The organism is Roseibium sp. HPY-6 (assembly GCF_040530035.1).
Classification (GTDB): Bacteria; Pseudomonadota; Alphaproteobacteria; order Rhizobiales; family Stappiaceae; genus Roseibium.
On record NZ_JBEWCD010000001.1, the window covers coordinates 1,331,326 to 1,354,820 of the forward strand.

Genomic DNA, 23,495 nt, shown 5'->3' on the forward strand with positions numbered 1-23,495 from the left:
CGACGGCACACATGTTCTTGCGAACGTTGAGATTTCCGTGCAAAGCCAAACCAAATTCAACGAAACCGTGCCTGGAACCGGGTTGGAAGACGGGATCAAATCGTAACTTGACGTTGGGGCAATCAACCATCTGAATAAGCACAGGGACCACTGCCGAGACCGCCAGATCTTTGGTGGGCCCGACACACTGTGGGAGGCGCTGACATGGAATTCGACCTTGGAACCTATTCCCGGAAGGTCTCGACGACCTGTGAGGACGCACAGCGCCTTTTCGATAAAGGTCTGGTCTGGCTCTACGGATACAATCACGAGGCCGCAGCAGAGTGTTTTGAAAAAGCCCTTCAGATCGACCCCGAATGTGGCATGGCACATTGGGGCCTCGCCTATGCCATCGGCCCGAATTACAACAAGCCGTGGGAGTTCTTTGAACCAGACGAGCGCGTTGCCGTTTTGAAGCAGGCCGCGGAGATCGTCGAGAAAGGCCTTGCTTGCTCCGGCAAGCTGCAGCCCGTCGAAATTGCGTTGATCGAGGCCATCGGCAAACGCTTTCCGGAGGACCCGGCCGTTGAGGACTACCTGCCCTGGCATGATGCGTTTGCCGATGCGATGCGTCAGGTGTACTCAGCCCACAGAAGCGACCTCGATGTCGTGACGATTTTTGCAGAAGCGCTGATGAACCGCTCGCCCTGGCAGCTTTGGGATCTCCCGAACGGTTGTCCGGCAGAAGGAGCGTCCACTCTGGAGGCACAAGCAGCGCTCGAAACCGCCTTTGAAAGCAATTCTGCCGCATGGGACCATCCGGGTCTTCTGCACATGTATATCCATCTCATGGAAATGTCGCCGACCCCCGAAAAGGCCCTCAAGCACGGCGATCGTCTCGTCGACCTGGTGCCGGACAGCGGGCATCTGTGCCATATGGCGACCCATATCGATGTCCTTTGCGGCGAATATCAGAATGTTGTCTGGCGCAACCACCGGGCCGCACAAGTCGACCGCAAATACGAGGAAATCGCCGGGCCGCAGAATTTCTACACGCTTTACCGCATCCATAACGTCCACTTCGAGGCTTATGGTGCGATGTTTCTCGGCCAGCCGGAAAAGGCGCTCGCAGCTTCTGAAGAACTGATGCGGATGCTGCCGGATGAAATCGTTCGCTTCATGCCTGATCTGTTTGAATCCTTTTATGGAAAGAAGATCCACGTCATGGTCCGCTTCGGCCAGTGGAGCGAAATTCTGGACGAACCGTTCCCTGATGACAGGGAACTCTACTGCTACACCACCGCGGCGATCCATCAGGCACGCGCCGTCGCCCTGGCCAATCTGGGCCGCCTTGACGACGCGGCACAGGAGCGCGAACGCGCGGTTGCTGCAAGAAAGGCAGTGCCGGAAAGCCGGATGGTCTTCAACAACACTGCAGATGCAGTCCTGGCAATCGGTGAGGCGATGATGGACGGCGAATTTGCCTTCAAGTCCGGAAAGCGCGACGAAGGGCTGGTACATCTGCGCCGGTCCGTGGAGCTCGACGATGCGCTGCTCTATGACGAACCCTGGGGCTGGATGCAGCCGACACGGCACGCCCTTGGCGCTCTGCTTCTGGAAGACAACCGTTTTGAGGAAGCCGAAGCGGTTTACCGCGCGGATCTCGGACTAGACGACACGTTGGCGCGCGCCTGTCAGCACCCCCAAAATATCTGGAGCCTTCACGGTCTGCATGAGTGCCTGGTCAGACGCGGCGAGCTGACGGAAGCCCGGCATGTCAAGCTGCTGCTGGACAAGGCGGCTGCCCGCGCAACTGTCCCGGTCCACGCGTCTTGCTATTGCCGCAGCAAGGCCAAGGCGGCGTGAAGCACGCACCCCGGTACTACGCAAGCTGATCTTACGAGAACCGTTTCGCGCCGGCAACACAAAGGACGACGAAAACGGTCACCGCAATCATGAGCGGAGGCGTCGGTTCCGACAGCAGGAGGGCTGAAAGGATCAGGCCGAAGAAAGGCTGGAGCAGTTGCAGCTGACCGACCCCGGCTGTCCCACCCAGTGCGAGCCCCCGGTACCAGAAGAAAAAGCCGATTAACATGGAAAAAAGCGAGACATAGCCGACGCTGATCCAGACGGGCACCGACAGTCCCGCCAGGGTGTCCGGCTTAAAGAAGAGAGCGAAGACCAGCATCAGGGGCAGCGCTAGGACGAGGGCCCAGCAGATCACCTGCCAACCGCCGAGGCGCCGGGAAAGCAGCGCCCCTTCCGCGTAACCGAGACCGCAGGCAAGTATCGCCGCAATCATGAGAGAACCCCCAAGTAGCGAGACGTCGCTGTTTTGCTGAAGCGCGAAACCTGCAACGGCCAGACTGCCCAGCACGGAAAAAATCCAGAACAGTGGTTCTGGTCTCTTGTCACCGCGCAGAACGCCGAAAATGCCGGTCGCAAGGGGAAGCAGGCCGATGAAGACAATCGAATGGGCTGCTGTGATGTGTTGAAGCGCAATTGCGGTCAACAGCGGAAAACCGACGACCACACCGGCTGCGACGATCACGAGGGACAAAAGATCGGATCTTTCCGGTCTGGGTTGCTGGAACACCATCAGCATCGCAGATCCCAGCAAAGCAGCAATTACAGCCCTCACCGACGTCAGAAACATCGGATCAAGCGCGCCGACTGCAACACGCGTTGCCGGCAGAGAACCACTGAAGATCAACACCCCCAGGAAGCCGCTGCCCCAACCCGCAAACGAAGTATCTGTCATGCTCAATTTCATGTTTGTTTTTGTAGCGTCGATGGGATGGCGCCAACAGATACAAACCAGTACAATATGGAAAAACTGTACTGCCAATGACATCCATACAGAGAAGGTTTCATGAAGCTGGCCGAACGTCGCAAATGGGTCATGGACGACATCAAGCGCCGGATCACGTCCCGGACGATCGCCTCAGGAGACAAGTTGCCGTCCATTCGCAGTTGTGCGGCGCGACTTGACGTTTCCCCTTCAACCGTTGTGGAGGCCTACGATCTACTGGCCGCGGAAGGTTTGATCCATGCGCGTCGCGGTGCCGGGTTTTTCGTTGCCGACAAGCCGCAACCCTTTGCGGTCGCGGAAACAGGTCCCCAGCTGGAACGCGAGATAGACCCATTGTGGGTGGCGCGGCAGTCGCTCGACACAGGCGAAGATGTTCCCAAGCCGGGATGCGGCTGGCTTCCTGCCGACTGGATGCCTGTTGCCAGCTTGCGCAAGGCGATGCGGTCAATGGCAACAGCAGATATCGACATCCTGACAAACTATGGCAGCGCAAGGGGAGATGCGAAGTTGCGCCGCCTTCTGTCTCAGCGGCTTTACGACCAGGGTGTCGCTGTCGGCCCGGACCAGGTTCTTCTGACTGGTTCCGGTTCACAGGCGCTGGATCTTGTCTGCCGCATGCTGCTTAGTCCCGGGGACACGGTTCTTGTCGATGATCCTTGCTACTTCAATTTCCAGGCGCTGCTGCGTGCGCACCAGATATCGATAAGGAGCGTGCCTTATACGCGCACCGGACCTGATCTGGCAAAATTCGAACAAGCTCTGAAAGAGCATCGCCCGCGCCTCTATCTGACCAACTCGGCCCTTCACAACCCAACGGGAGCGACGATTTCCGCGCCCATCGCGCACCGCGTGTTGTCGCTTGCCGAAGCGCATGATCTTGTAGTGGTCGAGGATGATATCTTCGCCGAGTTTGAACCGGAGCTTTCTCCACGTCTTGCTGCACTGGACGGATTGGATCGTGTTCTGAGGGTCGGCAGTTTCTCAAAGACACTCTCGGCCGCCTGCAGGTGCGGTTACATCGCCGCGCGAACCGACTGGATCGAGGCACTCACCGACATGCAGGTTGCCACCAATTTCAGCGGTCCCAGCCCCATGGTAGCCGGCCTTCTTCACGCTGTTCTGACCGACGGCAGTTACCGCAAGCACATGGAATCTCTGAAAGCCCGGCTGGTCTCCAGACGCGATGAAGTCATCGACCGCCTCGGTGCGCTCGGTATTTCACCATGGGTCATGCCACGGGGTGGCTTCCTTGTCTGGTGTGAGCTTCCGGACGGGCACAACGCAACGGAGGTGGCCCGTGCGGCCCTCCAAAAAGGGTTGGTGCTTGCGCCAGGAAACGTCTTTTCCGCAGCGCTGGACAAGGAGACATTCATGCGCTTCAACGTCAGCCAGATGCAGGACCCGATGTGCTTTGAAATTCTCGCAGACCTCGTCGGAAATGCACGACAGTGATCGCGCAAAACCAGCTTTGTTCTGAGGGTCTGTCTCCACTTATCCGGACTGCGCGTTTAAAGGCAATCCAGTTTCCTGCGGATGGTTTCGATCTGTTCCGACGACAGATCGTTGACAGCAAAAACACCCAGCCTGCCGTTGGCACCGCATTGAATTGTCCGGGTTCCGGATTGAACCATCTCGGGGCGATCCGTGTAGGATATCAGTCCGGATCCAAGGACGGTGTAAAGTCCATCCGGCTCGGGGTCGGAGAAGAACCCCTCGGCCTGGATGATACCGACCGGAGCATCAAAAAGCGTTGTTTCAAGCCGGCTAGCGTCAATCCCGCCGGGAATTGGTGTGCCAGTAACATGGGCAAACGCTCCCGAAGAAATGTGTTGAGGATCTATCCCTGCAATTTCGCTGGCTCCTATCCTTGCAGGCAAAACCCCGTCTGTTTCGAAGAATGTTCCGCTTACCTGGGCAGGTCCTTGCCAGTCCGGCAAGTGCTCGATCGCCGTTACGAGTATGCGCTCCGAACGCCAGAAACCGCTGACCGCAACCCAATCCCCTTCATTCACTGTAATCGCCAGTGCTCCAAGGTCGATGGTCGTACCCAGGACGCTCAGGGATCCGTCGCCGACCGCTTCCACGGGCCCGACAAGTGGAAGCACCTGCCGGATACCGAGCGCCCGCCACGCCTCGCCTTCCAGAGCTGCCACGACTGCCACCGTCTGTCCCGGTTTGAGTGCGCCAGCGGAAATGTCTGGGACTGACCCCATCACGGGCAAGTCGCTGGCGATTTCAATCTTCTGACCATTGACCAGGATACTGCCGAGTTCAGTGATTTCACCCACAATCCCCGTGCCGACGATGCCGCCTTCGCGTTCTTCCTTTTCTTCGGCTAATACCGGGTGCACGCTGAAAACAATGGCAGCAACTGCAATGATACGGAGGAGCACTGTCACCCTTCCTTGTCTTCTGGAAGCGTCGGCAGGATGTACGTACCGGCCACAAACCGGCCTGTCTGATTGTCGTCCTCGTCCCGGTCCTGCAACTGGCGTGCCTTTGCGTTGATCGTTTGAAGAAACTGCTGTGCCTTTTCTGACGATAGGGCGCGCAACTCTTCCACCGATGCAGCAGACAAATGTGAATATCGTACGGCACGATCGAAATGGCGGGGCGTATCGTCACCTGCAATAAGGTTGTGTGTCGCGGCGGCCAGGTGTGCGGACAAGGTGGCCCGGTAGGCGGCGACCTGCTCGGCGCTTCCGGCCGTCGGCACAAATGCGTCACCCAAAAGCCTGTAGGTTCCGTCTGCCAACGCGGATATGAGCTTCTGGTCGAGGAGCGTCTGCAAAACTGTTCCGGGCGCCATGTCTATTCTTGCCAGACGCACAAGATCGTCAAACCCGGGTTGGCCATCCTTTGATTTTCGGCTGAGTTCACGCGGCGCATTGTTTTCCGACTGAAATTCCGGCGAGGTCGACCAGTAGCCGATAATGAGCGCCGCTGCACTGCAACTGCGTTTGGCGGGCACGGTCTCTTCGTCGCTGCGCAACCGTTTGACATCCTTGCGGTGGATGCCGGTCAGCGCGCTGACCTTGCTGTCGCTCAGTCCATCTTCGGAGCTTTCCTCGGCAGCTGTGACCAGGGATTTCTTCAACGCCTCCGTCGCCGTTGCGACAGTGACCCCACGCGCAACCATTGCCTTTGCCAGGGGTATTAGCAAATCGGCAAGCGCGATTTCAAACGGGTCCTTCGGTCCAGTCGACATATTAATCCATACAGCTCTGTCAGCCTAAGTATCTAGCACTCAATCCAAAACTTGCGCCCCCAGGGGGTTCAACATTTTCGTGAAAAGGAGTTTAACGAACGTGACACAAAATGGGAAAAATTCCCATTAATAATGAAACCGCTTCAAACAAATGGGAGGGTGCCATGCCGGAATTTTCGCTTCATGCCTTGAACGGGTCACAACCAGTCAATCCCGTTATCCCTCAGTTTCATTCAAACCCTCTGGCGTGCCTGTCTCCGGAAGATCGCGAGAAATTCCTTGAATTCGGCTGGGGCGCCAAAGTATCGCCGCGCCACGCCACAATTTCGGCGGCCATCGCCTACTGGCTGCGCGCACAACCCGACACGATCGCCGTTGAATGCGGTTGCGAAACCATGACCTACCAGGAACTCGATCAGGCCTCCAACAAGCTGGTTGCGGTCCTGTTTGAGCACGGCGTAAGGCGCGGAGACGCTGTTTGTCTTTATCTTCGCCGGTCGCTCGAAATGGTGGTCGGTATCGTCGCCGCAATGAAACTCGGCGCAGCTTATGTGCCACAACATGTTGGCGTTGCGCCGGAAAAGGGCCTGCTTCACATTTCCAAAGTCACCAACGCCAAGGTGCTTCTCACCCTTGGCGAAATGGCTGACCAGGTTCCGGTTCAGCCCCACCAGAAACTGGTTGCGATCGATGATGTGCTCGCCGGCCAGAGCTCGAGCCCTGAAGCACCGGACCTCTTCCTGCAGCAGGTTGAACCGGACGATCTGGCGATGATCCTGTTCACGTCGGGCACAACGGGCGTTCCGAATGGCGTGCAGGTCACGCACCGAAATCTTGCCAATATTCTCCTGACCGCACCCGGAGGTCTCGGTATGCGCCCGGGACTGAAGGTCGGTCAGATCCTTTCGATTGCCTTCGATATGGCAGCCTGGGAAATCCTGGGTGCTCTTTCGAACGGCGCAACGCTCGTAATTCGCGGAAAATCCATTCAGGAAACGGCTGAAGAAGTCGACATCATCGTCGCGACGCCGTCCATTCTCGCGTCTCTCGACCACGCACGTTGTCAGCAGGTAAAGGTCGCCGCGGTCGCAGGCGAACCATGCCCCCGTTCGCTCGCAGACAAATGGTCTTCGTTTTGTATCTTCTACAATTCCTGCGGGCCGACCGAGACGACGATTATCAATACTGCCGAGGCGCATTTTCCGGAAAAAGACGTGCTGTCAATTGGCAGCCCGACACCCAACAACACCGTCTATATTCTGGATGACGATCTGCAGCCCCTCCCGATCGGCGAAAAGGGCGAGATGTGGGCCGGAGGCGACTGCGTAACGGCTGGTTATCTCGCCAACCGGAAACTCACCGACGAGCGGTATCGCCCCGACCCGTTCCGGCCGGGCCACATGATGTTCCGCACCCGGGACCTTGGTCGCTGGACGGACACCGGGGAACTTGAACATTTCGGAAGGGTCGACGACCTCGTCAAAATCCGGGGGTTCCGGGTCGAGCTCGACGGCGTGTCGAATGCGCTTGAGCGCGCGGACTGCTGTGTCCGAGCGGTCACGTTGAAGCTCGATGACCGCAACCTGGTGAGTTTCATCTCACCGGCAACCGCCTGTCCTGAAAAGGCGCGGGAACAGGTCAATGAAAGCCTGCCTTACTATTGCATGCCAACCGTCGTGCTGCCCCTGCCCGAGCTGCCGCGCACCCCGCGCGGCAAACTGGACAAGCGCCTGCTGCACCAACTCGCCCAAACCCATATCGCCGGCGAAGGGGTGGAGCTGAACTGATGGCGTCACAAGCAACAGACCTTTCCTACGCCGCGCCGAATTGGCGCCGGGTGACACGACATCCCGCCCTGATGGAATACCGGAGGCTTTTCGTGATTGTCGCGCTTGCCAATCTGACGGTGTTCGCGGCAGGCGTTCAAAATGGCCATTGGTATGATGGCCAGGCCTTTCGCCTGGACAGGATCGCCGACATGGCACTCATCAATCTCTCATTGGGTATCTTGATCCGCCAGCAAAGGGTCGTGAATGTCCTGTTCTGGCTGGCGACCCGTATCCCTGTTTCCTGGCCTTTGTGGATCCGCTGGGGCGCCGGTAAAGTCTTTCATTTTGGCGGGTTGCACTATGGCGGCACGGTTATTGGCACGCTCTGGTTCGCGTTTTTGCTCTATGCGATGGCCCAAGGCTGGCAGTCCGGCAATGCGCAGGTTTCTGGCATTACCTTGGGTTTGAGCGGTCTCATGGTGGCACTCATGACGCTGATGATCCTGACGGCTCTCAGCCGCTTCCGGGCGAAGTTCCACAATGCGTTTGAAAAGATCCATCGCTTTGTCGGTTGGACCGTGCTGGCCCTCTTCTGGGCGCAGACGGTCTCGATTTCCGGAGACATGGGCGTCGTTCTGACGAGCACACCGGCCTTCTGGATGCTGTGCCTGATAACCCTGTCCATCGCCTCGCCCTGGCTCACGCTGAAGCGGGTGAACGTTGAAATCGTCAAACCTTCAAACCACGTCGTGCTGGCCCGTTTCAACTATGGCGACACCCCGTTTGCCGGTAGCTCGAACGCAATCAGTCACACACCCTTCGGCGAGTATCACTCCTTTGCCAACATTCCCGCGCCGAATGAACCGGGTTATCGGCTCGCGATTTCCCGTGCGGGAGACTGGACCGGCGACTTTATTGACACCCCGCCGTCCAAGGTCTGGGTCAAGGGCATCACCACGAGCGGAGTTGCCCGCATCGAGGATCTTTTCAGGAAGGTGGTCTACGTGGGCACAGGCTCAGGCATCGGCCCCATTCTGCCGCATCTTCTGAAAGGAAAGGTGCCGAACCGCCTGATCTGGTCAACCCGTTCACCCCGAAAAACCTACGGAGATGACCTGATCAATGAAATTGAGACCCATACGGAAAATCCATTGATCTGGGACACCGATACGCACGGAAAACCGGATCTTTCGGCTTTGGCACTTCAGGCCGTGCGCGAAAGCGGGGCCGAGGCGGTCATCGTGATTTCGAACCAGAAACTGACACGCAAGGTGGTCTACGACATGGAAGCGCTCGGCATCCCCGCCTACGGCGCCATCTGGGACAGCTGATATGTTTAAAACCATCGAAACATCTGTCGACGGCCGCGTGGCAACGATCCGGCTGAACAGGCCGAAGCAACTCAATGCCCTCAATTCGACGGTCATGGAGGAAGTCCTCGCGGCCGCGCAGGCGTTCGACGCAGATCCTCAGATCGGATGCCTGTTGCTGAGGGGAAACGAACGCGCCTTCGCGGCGGGCGCAGACATCAAGGAACTCGCCGTCCAGGATCATGCGAGCATGCAGGCAGGCGATTACTTTGCAGACTGGGATCGGTTTGCTGCGCTTCGCATAGCAAAAATAGCTGTCGTTGAAGGCTACGCCCTTGGTGGCGGCTGCGAGCTTGCCATGATGTGCGACCTGATCCTGGCAGGTGAAAAGGCACAGTTCGGGCAGCCGGAGATCAAGATCGGCTGCATCCCGGGCATAGGCGGCACGCAGCGGCTGACACGGTTGATAGGCAGAACCCGGACAATGGACATGATTTTGACCGGACGCATGATCGATGCTCGGGAAGCGCTGGAAACAGGTCTCGTCAGCCGTGTCATTTCGCCGGAAGATCTGGAAAACGAGATCCGGGACGTCGCGCAAAGCGTGGCGGAGGCCCCAAGAGAAATCGTCCAGATGGCGCGTGCCTGCGTCAACTTTGCCGAAAACAGCACACTGGATGCCGGAATGCGCTATGAGCGCCAGACCTATCATGCCCTTTACGGTTTGCCGGCGCAGCGCGAGGGAATGTCCGCCTTCCTCGAAAAGCGGCCGCCCCGGTTCAACGAGGCCTGACGCCACTTTTGAAAGCAAAGGCCCGGCATTATGCAATTTGCATGAATGCCAGGCCTGAGTGCCCGGTCCGCCCCGGAAACCGAAATATCGTCGACCGAACCTGTCTTTCACCGGAATGCGTCGCTGCGTTGTTTACCGCGCGCGCGTTGATCCGGGTCAAGGACAGTTCCTTGCGTCTCGTGCGAGTAAAGCAAGTGACAAAAACCACTGCAAGGCCGTTCAGCACTCTGAGAAGGCGTATAGGGTCATTTAACTGAAACCGGGTTATGATTTGAGCGACTCTCGTGGATAAACCTGTTGGAAACGATGCCTTGCACGGACTGCGGGGAACAAGGAATTCGCGACATGACCATTGCCAATGAAGAAAAGTGGATCGATAAAGAAAAGACAGGTTTGTCGGAGGCAGCCATGAACATCAACCTCACACTTTCGGCCGACACGATCCGCATGTTCGCGCAGAAGGCACGTGCGGTCGCATCCGCTCTGCAGGACACGTTCGAAGACGGCCATGACGGCGAGGTGGAATTCGACGCGGATTCCCTGGAAGAAGGCCACAACCATGATGGCCTTGCGGAGGAAGAAAGCGACGATCTCTCCGATGAGGAACTGCGGGAACTGATTGAAGACCTGAACGTGGATGAAGCGGCAGAACTGGTTGCCATCACCTGGATCGGTCGCGGGGATTTTGAAGCGGACGATTTTGAGCAGGTCGTCGAAGAAGCACGCGAACGCGCCGTCGGGTCGACTGCCAAATATCTAATCGGTATGCCGCTTTTGGCGGACTACCTGGAAGCCGGTCTCGACGCGCTCGACCTTTGATCATTTGGCTCGGCTCTCACCGGTCTGACAACGTTTTCGGCTCAAACGATGTGTCCTTCACGCACCGCGGAGATAGTTCTTCGAAAATCCGCGTGAATTTGGCAACATGCCCCGATAAGCAGCTTGTCAGGACAACGGAGAGAGCCTTGGATCCCTTTCGCGGAGTGTTTACCCAACAAGAGGCAATACCGGACGAGGCCATCGCCGCGGCGGTCGACGTCATGCGCAGTGGCCGGCTGCACCGGTATAATACGCTCGGCGACGAGTTGAGCCCGGCATCGGAGCTTGAGCGTAATTTCGCCGCCTATCAGGGAAGTCGCTATTGCCTTGCCTGTGCCTCAGGCGGCTATGCAATGTCGATCGCCCTCAGGGCAGCGGGTGTCCAACCCGGAGACCATGTTCTGACGAACAGTTTCACGCTCGCGCCGGTCCCCGGTGCGATCGCAAGTGTTGGGGCAAGACCCGTCTTTGTTGAGATAACCGAAAACCTGGTTCTGGATCTTGCGGATCTGGAAGCAAAAATCAGCGAAACGGATGCCAAAGTCCTGCTGCTCTCAAGCATGCGCGGACATTTGTGCGACATGGATGCGCTGGTTTCCATCCTTGAGGACAACGGCATCTTGCTGCTGGAAGACTGCGCCCACACAATGGGAGCCAAATGGAAGGATCGGCTCAGCGGAAACTTCGGCCTTGCGGGGTGTTTTTCAACGCAGACCTACAAGCATCTGAATTCCGGTGAAGGCGGATTGCTCACGTCAAACGATCCGGAGTTCATGGCGCGTGCCACTATGCTGTCTGGATCCTACATGCTTTATGACCGCCATGGCGCGGTTCCGGCAAGTGAGACGTTTGAGGACATACGGCTTGAAACGGCGAACATGTCAGGGCGCATGGACAATCTGCGCGCCGCCGTTTTGTTGCCACAGCTTGCGGCACTGGAAGACAGCATTCGCCGCTGGAATGAGCGGTATGATCTCATCGCCCGCCAGTTGAGCGGTTTGGGGGCCATTCAATTGCCTCACCGCCCGCCGGAAGAACGTTACGTGGGAAGCTCCATTCAGTTCCGACTGCCGTCCGTTACCCCGGACCAGGCGCGCGCTTTCCTTGCCGCCAACAAGAACCTTGGCGTTGAACTGAAGTGGTTCGGCGACGACAATCCGGTGGGGTTCACATCCAATCATCACAGTTGGAAATATGTGGATCCGCAAAAGCTTCCGGTAACGGATCAGATCCTTGCCGGCCTTTTCGACATGCGCATTCCGCTGAGTTTCACGCTTGAGGATTGCGCACATATCAGCCGCATCATCCGTAATACTGTCGAGGAACTTTCCTTGTCCGGTGCCGCCTGACGCTTTCGCGCTGATCCACAAGAGAAACTTCTCAAGAGCGACAATTGGGAGAAACACCCAATTTTTCAGGCCGTTATCGACGTCAAGAGGTGACGCACTGCTTTGCCGGATGCTCCACACCTCGATGTTTTTCTTGGGAAAACAGAGCTGGATATCAATTCCGGGCTTTTCGCATCACGCGAATTGCCCCACTCTCGCCAAAGTTCATGGTGGGACTAGGGAGTTGAGGGCAATGCTGCAAGACCCGGCGAACCGCGATGCGTTTACCGTTCATCGTCCGTCTCCGTGGCCGTTTGTTGGCGCTATGCTCGCCGCAACAGCTTTGATCACAACATTGGTTGTTGCTTTCAGCAGCTAGGAAGACAGATCACTTGAGAAACTGTCCCTGATCCGATAGCGATCGGGAGATGCAAGTTTCTACAAAAAGTTCCGGGACGCCGCCCGGTCGTTTGGCGGTGCTGGACCTTGCCCGTGGCGCGGCGGTCGTCGCCATGGCGATCTACCACTTCTCCTGGGATCTTTATTGGTTTGCCTTTGTCGACTGGCCTGTGGCCCAGGGTACGGGTTGGCGGGCCTTTGCTGTGACGATTGCCGGAAGCTTTCTGTTTCTGGCCGGGGTCAGCCTGGATCTTGCGCATCACACCGGCATTCGTTGGCAGTCCTTCTGGCGGCGATTTGCGGTCATTGCCGCCGCTGCGGCAACCGTTTCCCTGGTGACGTTTTTCACGTTCGGTGAGAATTTCGTGCGGTTCGGGATCCTCCACTGCATTGCGGCTTCAAGTTTGATTTCACTGCCATTCCTGCGATCACCATTCTGGACCTCAGGTGCCGCGGCCCTGTTTCTGCTCACTCTCCCACTCTGGGCAAGCTCCGCTGCCTTCGACGGTGCTCCGTGGCTTTGGACAGGTTTGGGAACCCCCGGTTTCGGGAGCGTAGATTATGTGCCCATTGCCCCCTGGGCCGGTATCGCTCTTGCCGGACTGAGCCTTTCAAAGGTGTTTCGAAAACTGCAGATCTGGCAACGCCTGTCAGTGTTGTCATTTTCCGGGCGCGCTGGCGGTCTCACACGGTTGATGGGCCGGCATTCGCTGTCGATTTACCTGCTGCACCAGCCGATCCTCTACGGACTGGTCTGGGCCGCGGCAATGGTCAGCCCGGAAGTCGATCGTGCAGCAAGTGCATTTGTCGGCAATTGTTCCGCCGCCTGTTCACAAACGCTTGGGGAACCGGACCTGTGCGTGGCAGCCTGCAGCTGCACACTCGATCATCTGAAATCTGACGGAACCTGGACCATGCTCGTCGTCGAACCTGACGATCAGTCGCTGCGCGAGCGTATGAATGAGCACTACAAACTCTGTTTGGCCGACCCGGACAGACGTCCGCCAGTCATCGAATAAAGTTTGCAGCCCTGGAAAGGGCCCGATCTCGCCTTTCACGCGCAAAGGCAAGGAAATCCGTGCGGTCGCTTTCCTGGCGGAGTTGTTCCAGCGCCCAAAGCGCCGAAACAGCATCACATTTGACTTTCATGATCTCGACTTGCCGGGGCGTCGGACAACGTGCATCGGGAACTACGGCCTGATAAGCCCCAACCAGCACCCTTTCCTGCGAAACTGAAAACGCGTGTTCAAGCACCGTGTACGCAATATCCCATTCCGGTGCCGCCATTGCGGAATATTCCCAGTCGATAAGCCAGAACGTGTCCGATGTTGCCAGACAATTGCCCGGCGAAAGGTCTCCATGGCTTGGCACCAGCCTGTTCGGCAGCGATCCGGCTTCAAGCAGCGACAACTCCACGAGCACACTTTCAAGCGACTTCACTTCGTTCAACAAATCTGACCGCGCCGACAAAACCTCTCTTTGGGCTTCGATGACGCGGTCTGCGCTCAGCTGGCCTTTAAAAACGGCTCCGGATGCGTGGAGCCGCCCGATAGCTTTCCCGAGCTGAACAGCCAGGGCGTCAGCGGCCAGCGAGACGGGTTCAACGGCAGGGGTCAGCAGAATGCCGCTCTCCGGTTCGCAGAAAACCGGTGGCAACGCAACCGAGAGCCCGGCGGCAATGTCGATGTTCCACGCTTCTGAAAAGCGGTCCACCATACCTGCTGTTTCCGGCCTCGGAAGACGCAGGAAAAAGCACCCCATGTCGGCTTCCAGACGATAGACGCGATTGCTCAAACCCGTCTGACGCTTCGCTGCACGAACCGCGCCGCAGATCTTGAAAAGCTCGGAATGCGCCTGAAACGCCTCACGAATATCTGGCGGTAGGGAGGTTGAATGTGTCACAAGCGCTGAAGTTCGTTTGCTCTTGCTGAAAGTGAAGGCCAGACGCCATGACCGACGTCCCCTCGCCCCATATCATCATTACCTACTGCCGCCAATGCAACTGGTTGCTCAGATCCGCCTGGATGGCGCAGGAAATCCTTAGCACCTTTTCCGAGGAAACCGGCGCCGTGACACTTGTCCCCGGCACCGGTGGCATCTTTGTTATTTCGTGTAACGGCACAACTGTTTGGGACAGAACTACCGACGGCGGCTTTCCCGAAGCAAAGGTTCTGAAGCAACGCTTGCGAGATCTTCTGTGGCCCGACAAGGATCTGGGGCATTCCGGTGGCAAGGCGGCGGATCGGTAACGCAGCGCCGCCCAGACCAGTCTCATCGAGGAAATCTTTCATCCATGAGTTCGCGCGTCTTTCAACGCAGCTGATCAACAATCCAGCTTGCCGTCATCGCTTCCCTGCTGTCCCGTTCCGGGCAATGTCCGGGCGTATTGACGACCCCTTGCTATCTTTCCCTGTTTTCAGAACGGAAATTGCCGGGCACGACGGGTTACTGGTCGCAAACAATAACCCGTCATTGCGATCTGAGCGCTGGATTGCTCAGGCTTGAAACCCGATACCTTGTGCCGGGCCTTGCCGGTTCATTTTACGACGCAGTCTTTGCGACCAGGCCAATCATTATCGCGCCTGTTCAGATTGCGACGTCTGATCCCGCTCAGCAAACACTTCGCGCGCTGCGTTCAAGCCATTGATCGCAGCCGGCAGTCCGCCGTAGACCGCCATCTGCCAGATCGCCTCGACGATTTCGACCCGGCTCGCGCCCGCTGCAAGCGTGTGTTCGATGTTGACCTTCAGTTGCGGCGCCGTTTGCCCGCCCAGCACCGTGAGAGCCGCAATCGTGCAGAGCTGCCGTGTTTTCAGATCGAGCCCCGGCCGCGCGTAGTGCCGCCCGTAGCCCCACTCCACGAGACTCTCCGTGAAGCCTGGCAGCAGATCGTCGTATCTGGACCTGAGGGTTGCTTCCAGATCAGGGTTGAGGCGGCGCGCTATTTCCCGTCCCCGGTTCAGTGCTTCGCTCATCGTCAATGCCTTTCGAAGATGGCTGCGCGCCGTGTTCGGTCCGGGCGCAGTTTTCAAAGGCTGGGTCGACAGCTTCGCCGGCCTCCATCCTTTTGTAGAGGTCGATTTTTTCGTCCAGTACCGTCAGCATCTCGGTCAGACGTGCAACGTCGCCCGCGACCTTTTCCCGATGAGTCTCGAGCATTTGTCTGCGCTCGGTCAGCGAAGCTGCGCCCTTCGTGCGCAGATCCGCATAACGCAGACGGCCCTTGATGCCCATGCCGGTCGATTTGAGCCTGGCAAGAAAGTCAATCCAGCGCAGAACCGTCTCGTCATAGACCCGGCGTCCGCCGCCATCGCGAGGCGGTTTCGGCAAAAGACCGATCTTCTCGTAGTAACGCAGCGTGTCGGTCGAGAGTCCCGACTTTTCAGCAAGATCACCAATCCGCATGACTGTCTCCGAACAGAACGATCTGCTTCACATACATGTTGGAGCGCACTCCAGGTCAAGAGCCTTTTCTGTCCTGTTTACGCCGATATGGGTTTGTAAGTTGATCCCAGGTCGACGGATTGGTCATTCCGGCTGAAGCACAGCGGAAGGCCGGAACCCGGTAACCTCTTGCTTTGTCGCCTATCCTTCCCTCGGTCACACGGGGTGCCGGACCATGGCCTTGCCGCTTGCGCATGAAACCGGGACGACAAGTCCGGCAAAAATCACCATCCAGACTTGGCGACGGACGAAGTTGTGTGGCGCTCTCAACGACAAAAAACCGGTTTCATTTTCTAATCCGGGCCGCATTGAACAAGACCCGGATGTCGGAAATCGGCAACAGATGTCCGTGTTTTGATTGATTGACCAATCAAGAACCAGATACGCTTTCAGCGACTCAGATCCAGCCACGGGGAATGCCATGACTTCTCGCAAGAACATTCTGATCTTGATGGTGGATCAGCTGAACGGCACCCTGTTTCCCGATGGGCCTGCCGATTTTCTCCATGCACCGAACTTGAAGAACCTTGCTGCGCGGTCGGTTCGGTTCCAGAACACCTACACGGCCTCGCCGCTTTGCGCCCCGGGCCGGGCCAGTTTCATGTCCGGGCAACTGCCGCGCCGGACGGGCGTCTATGACAACGCGGCTGAATTCGCTTCGGATATTCCGACCTATGCCCATCACCTTCGCCGGGCCGGGTATACGACATGCCTTTCGGGCAAGATGCATTTCGTCGGGCCCGACCAGATGCATGGCTTCGAGGAAAGGTTGACCACGGACATCTACCCTGCCGATTTCGGCTGGACTCCCGACTACCGCAAACCGGGAGAACGCATCGACTGGTGGTATCACAACATGGGCTCGGTCACTGGAGCCGGCATTGCCGAAATTTCCAATCAGATGGAATACGACGACGACGTCGCCTTCCAGGCTGTTCGGAAGATTTATGACTATGGCCGCGGCAAGTATGACCGTCCCTTCTGCCTCACGGTCAGCTTCACACACCCTCACGACCCCTATGTCGCGCGGAAGAAGTACTGGGATCTTTATGAGGACTGCGAGCACCTGCTGCCGGAAATCCCGGCAATGGACTACGAGGATCACGATCCTCATTCAAAGCGCATTTTCGATGCCAACGACTGGCGCAGTTTCAACATAACCGGAGAAGATGTCCGTCGCTCTCGCCGTGCCTATTTCGCCAATATCTCGTATCTCGACGACAAGATTGGCGAGATCCTACACGCGCTCGAGGCCATGCACCTGGCAGACGACACGACAATCCTGTTCGTTTCGGACCACGGCGACATGCTGGGCGAGCGTGGTCTCTGGTTCAAGATGACCTTCTTTGAAGGATCTTCGCGCGTCCCCTTGATGATCTGCGACAAGAACCTTTCCCCAAAGCATGTCACCGCACCTGTCAGCACGCTCGACGTATTGCCGACCGCCTGTGATCTGGTCGGCATCGACATGAGCGAAATCATGCCGTGGACCAATGGCGAGAGCCTGCTGCCACTCGCGACCGGAGAAGAGCGAAGCTCACCGGTCCTCATGGAATACGCCGCTGAAGCCTCCTACGCCCCGCTGGTCGGCATCCGCGAAGGTGACTGGAAGTACATTCACTGCGAGCTGGATCCGCCGCAACTCTTCAATCTTGCCGACGATCCGTTTGAGCTCGAAAATCTCGCAGAAGACCCGGCCTATGCCGACGCTTGCGAGCGGTTTGCCGACGCAGTTCGGGCGCGTTGGGACATGGGCGCTTTTGATGCGGAGGTTCGTCAGTCGCAAGCGCGGCGCTGGATCGTCTACGAAGCCCTTCGCAACGGCGCCTATTTCCCATGGGACTACCAGCCCCTCCAGAAAGCCTCCGAACGCTACATGCGCAACCATATGGATCTCAACGAGGTCGAGGAAGGACAGCGGTTTCCGAGGGGCGAGTGAGGTTGTCGCCTATTCGGCGAATGCCTCCAGCCCGATCGGAAATTCAGCGCCGGATTTCGATGCTTCCTGGCCAACCATTTCAAAAAGCGACACGCGACTTTCCGAGAAAGTCGGTGCCGCTGCGCCTGTCGCCATGGCAAGCCGTTCCAGGCCGAGGCCGCCACCGACGCCTCCGCCTCCGCCTGACGACGGCTCCGCCAGGCTGATCTCACCGATCTCCAGGTAACCCGGAAGTGGGTAGGACAGCTCACCTGGCGTCCCCTCTCCGCTCGGGTAATGAATACTGACAGTCGCAAAGCCCTTCGTATCAGGATGGCCTGCTGGCGCGAAAAAGCCGGAACCATCCCCTGCTGCCTGTGCCTCCGCCAGATCTCTTTTTACGAAGCGCCCCTTTTGAAACACTGGCTCGGCATTGAAATAGCGTTCAAACACTTCGGTCGATACAAAGACCAGCTTGTCCGGGTCAATTTCCATGTTGTCGACGAGATAGCCGAAGAGCTGGCCAAGAGCGTCCCCAGGCCCCGCGCCGGCCGGCAAATTGAGAACCATGATGTGAAACAGCGCAAGAACCCCTGGCTCCGTTGACTTGCCACCATCCTCAATGCGGCAGGCCGGTTGAACACAAATGGAGGCAGCGTCGGGATAGGACGGCCGCGTATCGTCATATCTGAGCCCGCCGTTGAACCCAACGCCGGTTATCAGAGGGAGCGGATCAAGGACTTTCGCACCCTGACCGGAAAAGTGCTGAATGAAACCCGTCGAAGAGGTCGCGGCCGCATTTGCCGAAAGTCCGGGCAGCATCATTCCCAAGCCTCCGGTCGCGGCAAGGCTCATAAGGCGTCTTCGGTCGAGCTCCATCGCATTCTCCTTGGCTTCGACGGGAGAGGTCAACATTATCCACCCGGCCTATAGCTTGTAAAACCTCCTTGCAGCCTCATCGCTGCAACTCCTGAAAAAAGCTCCCCTGATCTTCCTAAAATCTGCATTCACGCCCTAACCTCACATTAACTGAGACTCTCAAAACACGGGCCTTTTCGGGTGTTGCAAACCTCGTTTTCATCGTCGGCGTGCCATCACTCTCCCGGGCAAGGGACTTCTGCGAACAGGGAGCCGGGGCGTGACAGGGAACAGGCAGAACAAAGGCATATTGGCGAAGGCCGGTGAGGACAAGGCGCAAAGGGTCCGGCTGCGGCATCTCGCCTACGCCTCGATCTCGATGCTTCTTGCTGGCGGCGTCTTCGCCATGGCTTATCTGTTCCTCAGCACCACCCACAGCGCCGACCAGCTTGCATTGCGTCACGAGCGCGCTCTTGTCACCGAGGCCCTGGAGCACAGTCTGGAACTCGAAGCGCGGCATCAGACATTCATTGCCGTCAACGACAAGACGGCCCGCGAAGTTCAGATCGACGACCGCATCGACGATGAATTCGCCCACGAGATTGCCCGCCAGATGTGGCTTGATTTCCACCATGACTGGACGCTGATCGTCGACGGCAAGAATGATCTCATCCTGGTCGCTGCGGAAGACGAAATCGTTCCGCCGATTGCTGGCCAGGAGATTCTGGATGCCACCCGCGACCTCGTCGCCAAGGCCAGGATCGGCTATCAGGCCGTGCGCCGCCCGGCTGCGGAAGGTTTCAAGGTCAAATATGTTGAAAAAGGCGAACTCGCGCCGATATACGCGACCGACGTCCGCGATGTCGCCGGCAAACCGGCTCTCGTCAGCGCCATGGCCATTGTTCCTGAATCCGATGATCTGGCACTGCCGGACGGACCTCCTGGGGTCATCGTGTCCGTTGCCCTGATCGAAGAAGCTTTTCTGTCCGAAATCGGTGAGACCTTGCTCCTGCAGGATTTCATCTATGTCGCGGGTGAGGACCATCACGAGGCAAGCGTTCCCGTCGCAGTCCACGGCCACAAGCCGATCGGATATTTCGAATGGACCAGCGAAGCGCCGGGCAGCAAGATCCGCAACGCCATCGGACCCATCGCAGCCATACTTGTCTTGATGTTTGTGGCAATCGGTGCGTTTTTCGCGCGCAAGCTGGCACAAAAATCCAGGGCTCTGGAAGACAGTGAATCCCTCAACCGGCGCATGGCAACCCACGACCTTATGACAGGGCTTGCCAACCGTCCGCACTTCCACAATGCCTTTGAGCGCGCCATCGCCCAGTGCCACACCACGCCCTGCGCCGTCATGGCGATCGATCTCGATCGCTTCAAGGCGGTCAACGACACGTTCGGGCACGAGGCCGGTGACATGGTGATCCGACAGGCAGCCCATCGCCTGCGCACCGTTTTGTCGAAGCACGCCCTGATTGCCAGAACCGGCGGCGACGAGTTCATGGCACTCCTCACAGGTCCGGTCGACGAGAACCGCATGCGCTGGCTCTGCGACACGTTGATCGAGGCCATCGCACAGCCCATTCCGGTTTCCGGCGGCCTTGCCCAGATTGGCGTCAGCATCGGCTGGGCAACTGCGCCCAAACACGCCGACACGGCCTCGCACCTGCTTGCTCTCGCCGATCAGGCGCTTTACTGCGCCAAGGAAAACGGACGCAACATGGCGGTGTGTATCGAAGATCTCTACAGGCGGCAGCAACCGACCGTGGTTGCGGACAGACGCCAGCAGGGGCAACGATCAGCATAAGGCGAAAGCGGGGTCACCCTCTCCCGTCAAATGCCCTCGTTCCGGATTACCAGTTGGCGCGGGTGCCGCGCACGTCGACATGCACAAATGTGTTGTAAACGCCGATCCCCCCTTCAAACAGACCGGACGCCCGTATCGTCTTCATGCGCTTGGCCCAAGCCGACGTTCCACCCCCACCGCCGCCGGCAACTTTGAAATCGGCCGCGGTAAACGCCATGTGCTGGCTGCGCGTCGCACCTCCGATTTTGGCGTTATAGGCCGGGCTGCGATAAACGCTGGTGAGGACGACCGGCAGGCCAATCTGGTCCCTGAATTCGTCCAGAGCCCGGGCCAGCGGCAGGACATTTTCCCACAGATGCTCGGGCGGATCCGTGTTCAGACCGTTGCTTGAATGCGAACCGCCCTTGATCAGAAACTCGTGCCACTTGAAATACCTGATGTCGGGAAGGTTCTTGTCAAAGAACGCCTGAAAGGGATGTTCCGGCGGAACGTTGTCATCGATATTCGGCTGGTTGTTATCGACGACTGCACTGACATCCGCATCGGAGTCAGGCTGGTTCTGCTCGTCCTCGCTGGTGAGGTCCAGCTTCAGGTCGACATGGCCGTTTTCATGCAGGAATTTCAAAAAGGTGGCACACCCGCACTGCTTGGAGACAGCCGTCTTGCTGAAAACACCGTCTCCGACATATTTGCCTTTGTCGTAGATCGACGAAAAGCTCCACAGATAGGGCGTCGGCAGGCGTTTTTTCCGGTACCCCCACCCGTTATAACGCTCCCAGCGCCAGAGCGCCCTGGGCAGGGACCAATCCTTCAGTCCGGCCAGCTTTTGATGGCGTAGGGCATCCTGCGCGCTTGCTTCCCAGGAGTTTGGCGGATTCCATTTCTTCGGCTTGCCGGATGGAACGCGAAATGTCCGCTTTGTCAGTGGATCGCCATTGTGGAGGTGCGTCGAAAAATTGTACGTCGATTCCAGAAGGTGGATCCCGGCGATGAACCACCACGGAATGCCAAGCGGCGTTCCGACGGCTTCATAGCGCGACTGGTTGCCCACAGCTTTAAGCGCGAACTTCTTGATGAGGGCTTCACGGTCGTTCTTGTAGCCCGCCGAGACGAAGAACCTGACATATTCATCCGCGATTTCGGCGAATTCCCGGCTGGTCGAGGTCTTGGGGGCAACCAGGATCTTGTCCGGCACGATGTCGTCGGGAATGGTTACCGGGTCGATCACCGGAGCCAGTTTCTTTTCGTCGTCTTCCAGGTCTTCCGCCTGCTCTTCCGAGTTATGGGTCTTGCGCAGCCCCTCGTCGTCGTGAAACAGGCGCAGCGCTTCGGAAAGACGGTTGTTGAGAGCGGCGAGCGCCGGTGCAGCGTCGGGATCTCTGTCCGGAGTGATCTTGAAAAAGCTCGTGTCCAGGTCGTCGATCGACTTGAGGATGTTCTCGGTCACGTTCAGGAATCGGCGCGTTCCGGCGCGAAATCCCGCCACACTCTCAAGCAGCCGCTTTCCGAGTAGTTCATTGGCAAACTTCTGTATCGCGACGACTTCTTCAATTGACTGCGCCTGGTCAATCAGATCAATCAGATTGGCCGCCGATAGTTCATCATTGAGTTTTGCAAGAACTTCTTCTGGTGAATCCATGGCACCCCCCCTCCGAAAAATGCCTCGGCAGGACACTTCAAGGTTTCTCTCCCGACGCTGACCTAGAGTAAACGCGAAGTGGTGCAAGCAATACAAGTGTCGGAATTTTCCGGAGACGCGAATTGCGCCTTGCGTGTCGACAACGGCCCCCGTTTAGCGGCTGCCCATCGCTGTAAGGCGGACCTTCCGGATCGCGACCCAGAACGCCTCAGACCGGCGGCGAACTTCCTCGGCTTCGACAGCAACGCGCGTCAGATTGGCGGTAGTCACCTGCGGCGTTTCGGCCGCCGCTACGAGCACATCGAGCGCTGTGGAAGTCTGTTCAAGCAATTCGACATAGGCCGTCAGGCTTTCGTGAAACTCGGCGATGCTTCTTGACGTCGCGCTGAATTTCCTGTTCGCCAACCCGACGGCCTGCGTGTTGCCGGAGAGTTCGGCAATGCGCCGCTCCGCCCGGATGTTCACGAGGTCGATTTCGCGCGCCCGCAGGAAAATCGTGTAGATCTGGCTGGTGTCGTCACCAAGTGCCTGCAAAAGCTCCTGAATATCACCCTTGCTTTGCAGGATTGACTGTCGAACTGCGGCGCCGGCACGCGCCTGACCAAACCTTTGCGCAATATCGCTGGCATATGTTGCGCCTTGCGGAATGAGCGCGGAGAGCCCGCCGCCCGGCACAATGCCGATAGCAGCGACGGAGTTGGCGAGCGTCGCGAGTTCGTCAACCCGATTGTTGAAGGCGGCAGTGTTCTTGCCTTCGGCGATATCGACCAGCATTCCGTTGTAGATTGCGACGGCGGACAGGGCGTCGCGCCGGGCGACAATTGCGGGGTCTTCGTTGAGACGGGCTTCCGTGCCGCCACGTGCGGTGCTTGGGTCAAAGCACTGCGGGTATCCCAAACGCGACGTCCCGCATTTGGCGGTGCTGGCAGTTGGCGTCCTGCCGGAAACAATCGGTGAAATCTCGTCAATAAGCAGATCACCGGCATCCCGAGCCTGTGTGAATGCATCGGCATAGGTGGTGAGTGTTTCGACCGGAATGCCCGAGCAACTGGCGATAAAGGAAAACAGCGGCAACAGAACTGCAGCAAGCGCCGCACGCTCACTTGAAAACGCCCCCCGCGCTCCAGCGAAACCAGCCAATTCCTATCCCCCGACGGGCCGGGCCCGCAGGAGCGGAATCACCGACTTACCGAGCCTAACGGGCCGATACGCGCATTAGCAACCGAAAGAAGTGCCGTAACGGACACCTACCCACATCTAGTTCCCCAAAATGACCTTTGGCTCGCGGTCTTCGCGCCGAACGAAACGCCAAAAGACAGGCGGAATTCGCTCTCTCCTGACACCATGATGTCAGGAGACTGACAGGAAGTCCGGAAAAGCCTCCTGAAGTCGTCTGAGCCCCCTTT

At 58.0% G+C, this 23,495-nt stretch carries 20 protein-coding genes; 11 read left to right on the plus strand and 9 right to left on the minus strand.

What is annotated here, in order from left to right; genetic code table 11:
* The first annotated feature begins 204 nt into the window (after nt 1-204).
* Nucleotides 205-1,845, plus strand: a complete 1,641-nt coding sequence (locus ABVF61_RS06340; RefSeq protein ID WP_353992674.1) for a hypothetical protein — start codon at nt 205-207, stop codon at nt 1,843-1,845.
* Between the two features lie 31 nt (nt 1,846-1,876).
* Here ABVF61_RS06340 and ABVF61_RS06345 read toward each other — a convergent pair whose 3' ends face one another.
* Nucleotides 1,877-2,740: a DMT family transporter gene (locus ABVF61_RS06345; protein ID WP_353992675.1), complete on the minus strand. Its 864-nt coding sequence runs from the start codon at nt 2,738-2,740 to the stop codon at nt 1,877-1,879.
* A gap of 111 nt (nt 2,741-2,851) precedes the next feature.
* On the opposite strand from ABVF61_RS06345, the gene ABVF61_RS06350 reads away from it, so the two are divergent.
* Nucleotides 2,852-4,243: an aminotransferase-like domain-containing protein gene (locus ABVF61_RS06350; RefSeq protein ID WP_353992676.1), complete on the plus strand. Its 1,392-nt coding sequence runs from the start codon at nt 2,852-2,854 to the stop codon at nt 4,241-4,243.
* A gap of 56 nt (nt 4,244-4,299) precedes the next feature.
* On the opposite strand, the gene ABVF61_RS06355 is transcribed toward ABVF61_RS06350, so the two are convergent.
* Both ABVF61_RS06355 and ABVF61_RS06360 read right to left on the minus strand, forming a co-directional pair.
* Nucleotides 4,300-5,184 carry a DUF5666 domain-containing protein gene (locus tag ABVF61_RS06355; RefSeq protein WP_353992677.1) on the minus strand — a complete coding sequence of 295 codons (885 nt, stop codon included), beginning with the start codon at nt 5,182-5,184 and terminating at the stop codon, nt 4,300-4,302.
* A 2-nt stretch (nt 5,185-5,186) separates the two neighbouring features.
* The gene (locus tag ABVF61_RS06360) at nt 5,187-5,999 is read right to left on the minus strand and encodes a DUF6502 family protein (protein WP_353992678.1); all 813 of its coding nucleotides are present in this window, start codon (nt 5,997-5,999) and stop codon (nt 5,187-5,189) included.
* A gap of 164 nt (nt 6,000-6,163) precedes the next feature.
* Here ABVF61_RS06360 and ABVF61_RS06365 point away from each other — a divergent pair, with 164 nt between their 5' ends.
* The 6 genes from ABVF61_RS06365 (at nt 6,164) to ABVF61_RS06390 (ending at nt 13,436) form a co-directional block, all read left to right on the plus strand.
* On the plus strand, nt 6,164-7,786 hold the full coding sequence (locus ABVF61_RS06365) for an AMP-binding protein (protein WP_353992679.1): 1,623 nt from the start codon (nt 6,164-6,166) through the stop codon (nt 7,784-7,786).
* Complete coding sequence (locus ABVF61_RS06370) at nt 7,786-9,099, plus strand: FNR domain-containing protein (protein ID WP_353992680.1); 1,314 nt, start codon at nt 7,786-7,788, stop codon at nt 9,097-9,099. The genes ABVF61_RS06365 and ABVF61_RS06370 overlap by 1 nt, the downstream gene beginning before the upstream one ends.
* 1 nt (nt 9,100) lies before the next feature.
* Complete coding sequence (locus ABVF61_RS06375; protein WP_353992681.1) at nt 9,101-9,871, plus strand: enoyl-CoA hydratase-related protein; 771 nt, start codon at nt 9,101-9,103, stop codon at nt 9,869-9,871.
* A gap of 345 nt (nt 9,872-10,216) precedes the next feature.
* Complete coding sequence (locus ABVF61_RS06380; protein ID WP_353992682.1) at nt 10,217-10,690, plus strand: DUF3775 domain-containing protein; 474 nt, start codon at nt 10,217-10,219, stop codon at nt 10,688-10,690.
* Nucleotides 10,691-10,836: 146 nt separating this feature from the next.
* Nucleotides 10,837-12,039 (plus strand): DegT/DnrJ/EryC1/StrS family aminotransferase, encoded by a 1,203-nt coding sequence (locus tag ABVF61_RS06385; protein ID WP_353992683.1) that lies wholly within the window; start codon nt 10,837-10,839, stop codon nt 12,037-12,039.
* A gap of 407 nt (nt 12,040-12,446) precedes the next feature.
* Entirely contained in the window at nt 12,447-13,436 is a 990-nt protein-coding gene (locus ABVF61_RS06390) for an acetyltransferase domain-containing protein (RefSeq protein WP_353992684.1), read from the plus strand.
* Here ABVF61_RS06390 and ABVF61_RS06395 read toward each other — a convergent pair.
* Nucleotides 13,426-14,319, minus strand: coding sequence for a phosphotransferase (locus ABVF61_RS06395; protein WP_353992685.1), 894 nt, complete (start codon nt 14,317-14,319; stop codon nt 13,426-13,428). The two genes, ABVF61_RS06390 and ABVF61_RS06395, sit on opposite strands and share 11 nt — an antisense overlap.
* A 47-nt stretch (nt 14,320-14,366) precedes the next feature.
* Here ABVF61_RS06395 and ABVF61_RS06400 point away from each other — a divergent pair, with 47 nt between their 5' ends.
* The gene (locus ABVF61_RS06400; RefSeq protein WP_353992686.1) at nt 14,367-14,666 is read left to right on the plus strand and encodes an Rdx family protein; all 300 of its coding nucleotides are present in this window, start codon (nt 14,367-14,369) and stop codon (nt 14,664-14,666) included.
* Nucleotides 14,667-14,990: 324 nt separating this feature from the next.
* Here the strand turns inward: ABVF61_RS06400 and ABVF61_RS06405 are convergent, their stop codons facing one another.
* Together ABVF61_RS06405 and ABVF61_RS06410 are read right to left on the minus strand one after the other, a co-directional pair.
* Entirely contained in the window at nt 14,991-15,392 is a 402-nt protein-coding gene (locus tag ABVF61_RS06405) for a carboxymuconolactone decarboxylase family protein (protein WP_353992687.1), read from the minus strand.
* Nucleotides 15,340-15,822, minus strand: coding sequence for a MerR family transcriptional regulator (locus tag ABVF61_RS06410; protein ID WP_353992688.1), 483 nt, complete (start codon nt 15,820-15,822; stop codon nt 15,340-15,342). The genes ABVF61_RS06405 and ABVF61_RS06410 overlap by 53 nt, the downstream gene beginning before the upstream one ends.
* A 460-nt stretch (nt 15,823-16,282) precedes the next feature.
* Here ABVF61_RS06410 and betC point away from each other — a divergent pair, with 460 nt between their 5' ends.
* On the plus strand, nt 16,283-17,800 hold the full coding sequence (gene betC / locus ABVF61_RS06415) for a choline-sulfatase (protein ID WP_353992689.1): 1,518 nt from the start codon (nt 16,283-16,285) through the stop codon (nt 17,798-17,800).
* A gap of 9 nt (nt 17,801-17,809) precedes the next feature.
* Here the strand turns inward: betC and ABVF61_RS06420 are convergent, their stop codons facing one another.
* Complete coding sequence (locus ABVF61_RS06420; protein WP_353992690.1) at nt 17,810-18,694, minus strand: hypothetical protein; 885 nt, start codon at nt 18,692-18,694, stop codon at nt 17,810-17,812.
* Between the two features lie 223 nt (nt 18,695-18,917).
* Between ABVF61_RS06420 and ABVF61_RS06425 the strand changes: the two genes are divergently transcribed.
* The gene (locus ABVF61_RS06425; RefSeq protein WP_353992691.1) at nt 18,918-20,450 is read left to right on the plus strand and encodes a diguanylate cyclase domain-containing protein; all 1,533 of its coding nucleotides are present in this window, start codon (nt 18,918-18,920) and stop codon (nt 20,448-20,450) included.
* A gap of 46 nt (nt 20,451-20,496) precedes the next feature.
* On the opposite strand, the gene ABVF61_RS06430 is transcribed toward ABVF61_RS06425, so the two are convergent.
* Nucleotides 20,497-22,089, minus strand: a complete 1,593-nt coding sequence (locus ABVF61_RS06430; RefSeq protein WP_353992692.1) for a D-Ala-D-Ala carboxypeptidase family metallohydrolase — start codon at nt 22,087-22,089, stop codon at nt 20,497-20,499.
* 153 nt (nt 22,090-22,242) lie between these two features.
* Nucleotides 22,243-23,229, minus strand: coding sequence for a hypothetical protein (locus ABVF61_RS06435; protein WP_353992693.1), 987 nt, complete (start codon nt 23,227-23,229; stop codon nt 22,243-22,245).
* Between the last annotated feature and the right edge of the window lie 266 nt (nt 23,230-23,495).

Coding starts and splice junctions, on each gene's coding strand:
- ABVF61_RS06340 (WP_353992674.1), top strand. CDS start 205: ATGGAATTCGACCTTGGAACCTATTCCCGGAAGGTCTCGACGACCTGT.
- ABVF61_RS06345 (WP_353992675.1), bottom strand. CDS start 2,740: ATGACAGATACTTCGTTTGCGGGTTGGGGCAGCGGCTTCCTGGGGGTG.
- ABVF61_RS06350 (WP_353992676.1), top strand. CDS start 2,852: ATGAAGCTGGCCGAACGTCGCAAATGGGTCATGGACGACATCAAGCGC.
- ABVF61_RS06360 (WP_353992678.1), bottom strand. CDS start 5,999: ATGTCGACTGGACCGAAGGACCCGTTTGAAATCGCGCTTGCCGATTTG.
- ABVF61_RS06365 (WP_353992679.1), top strand. CDS start 6,164: ATGCCGGAATTTTCGCTTCATGCCTTGAACGGGTCACAACCAGTCAAT.
- ABVF61_RS06370 (WP_353992680.1), top strand. CDS start 7,786: ATGGCGTCACAAGCAACAGACCTTTCCTACGCCGCGCCGAATTGGCGC.
- ABVF61_RS06375 (WP_353992681.1), top strand. CDS start 9,101: ATGTTTAAAACCATCGAAACATCTGTCGACGGCCGCGTGGCAACGATC.
- ABVF61_RS06380 (WP_353992682.1), top strand. CDS start 10,217: ATGACCATTGCCAATGAAGAAAAGTGGATCGATAAAGAAAAGACAGGT.
- ABVF61_RS06390 (WP_353992684.1), top strand. CDS start 12,447: ATGCAAGTTTCTACAAAAAGTTCCGGGACGCCGCCCGGTCGTTTGGCG.
- ABVF61_RS06400 (WP_353992686.1), top strand. CDS start 14,367: ATGACCGACGTCCCCTCGCCCCATATCATCATTACCTACTGCCGCCAA.
- ABVF61_RS06405 (WP_353992687.1), bottom strand. CDS start 15,392: ATGAGCGAAGCACTGAACCGGGGACGGGAAATAGCGCGCCGCCTCAAC.
- ABVF61_RS06410 (WP_353992688.1), bottom strand. CDS start 15,822: ATGCGGATTGGTGATCTTGCTGAAAAGTCGGGACTCTCGACCGACACG.
- betC (WP_353992689.1), top strand. CDS start 16,283: ATGACTTCTCGCAAGAACATTCTGATCTTGATGGTGGATCAGCTGAAC.
- ABVF61_RS06420 (WP_353992690.1), bottom strand. CDS start 18,694: ATGTTGACCTCTCCCGTCGAAGCCAAGGAGAATGCGATGGAGCTCGAC.
- ABVF61_RS06430 (WP_353992692.1), bottom strand. CDS start 22,089: ATGGATTCACCAGAAGAAGTTCTTGCAAAACTCAATGATGAACTATCG.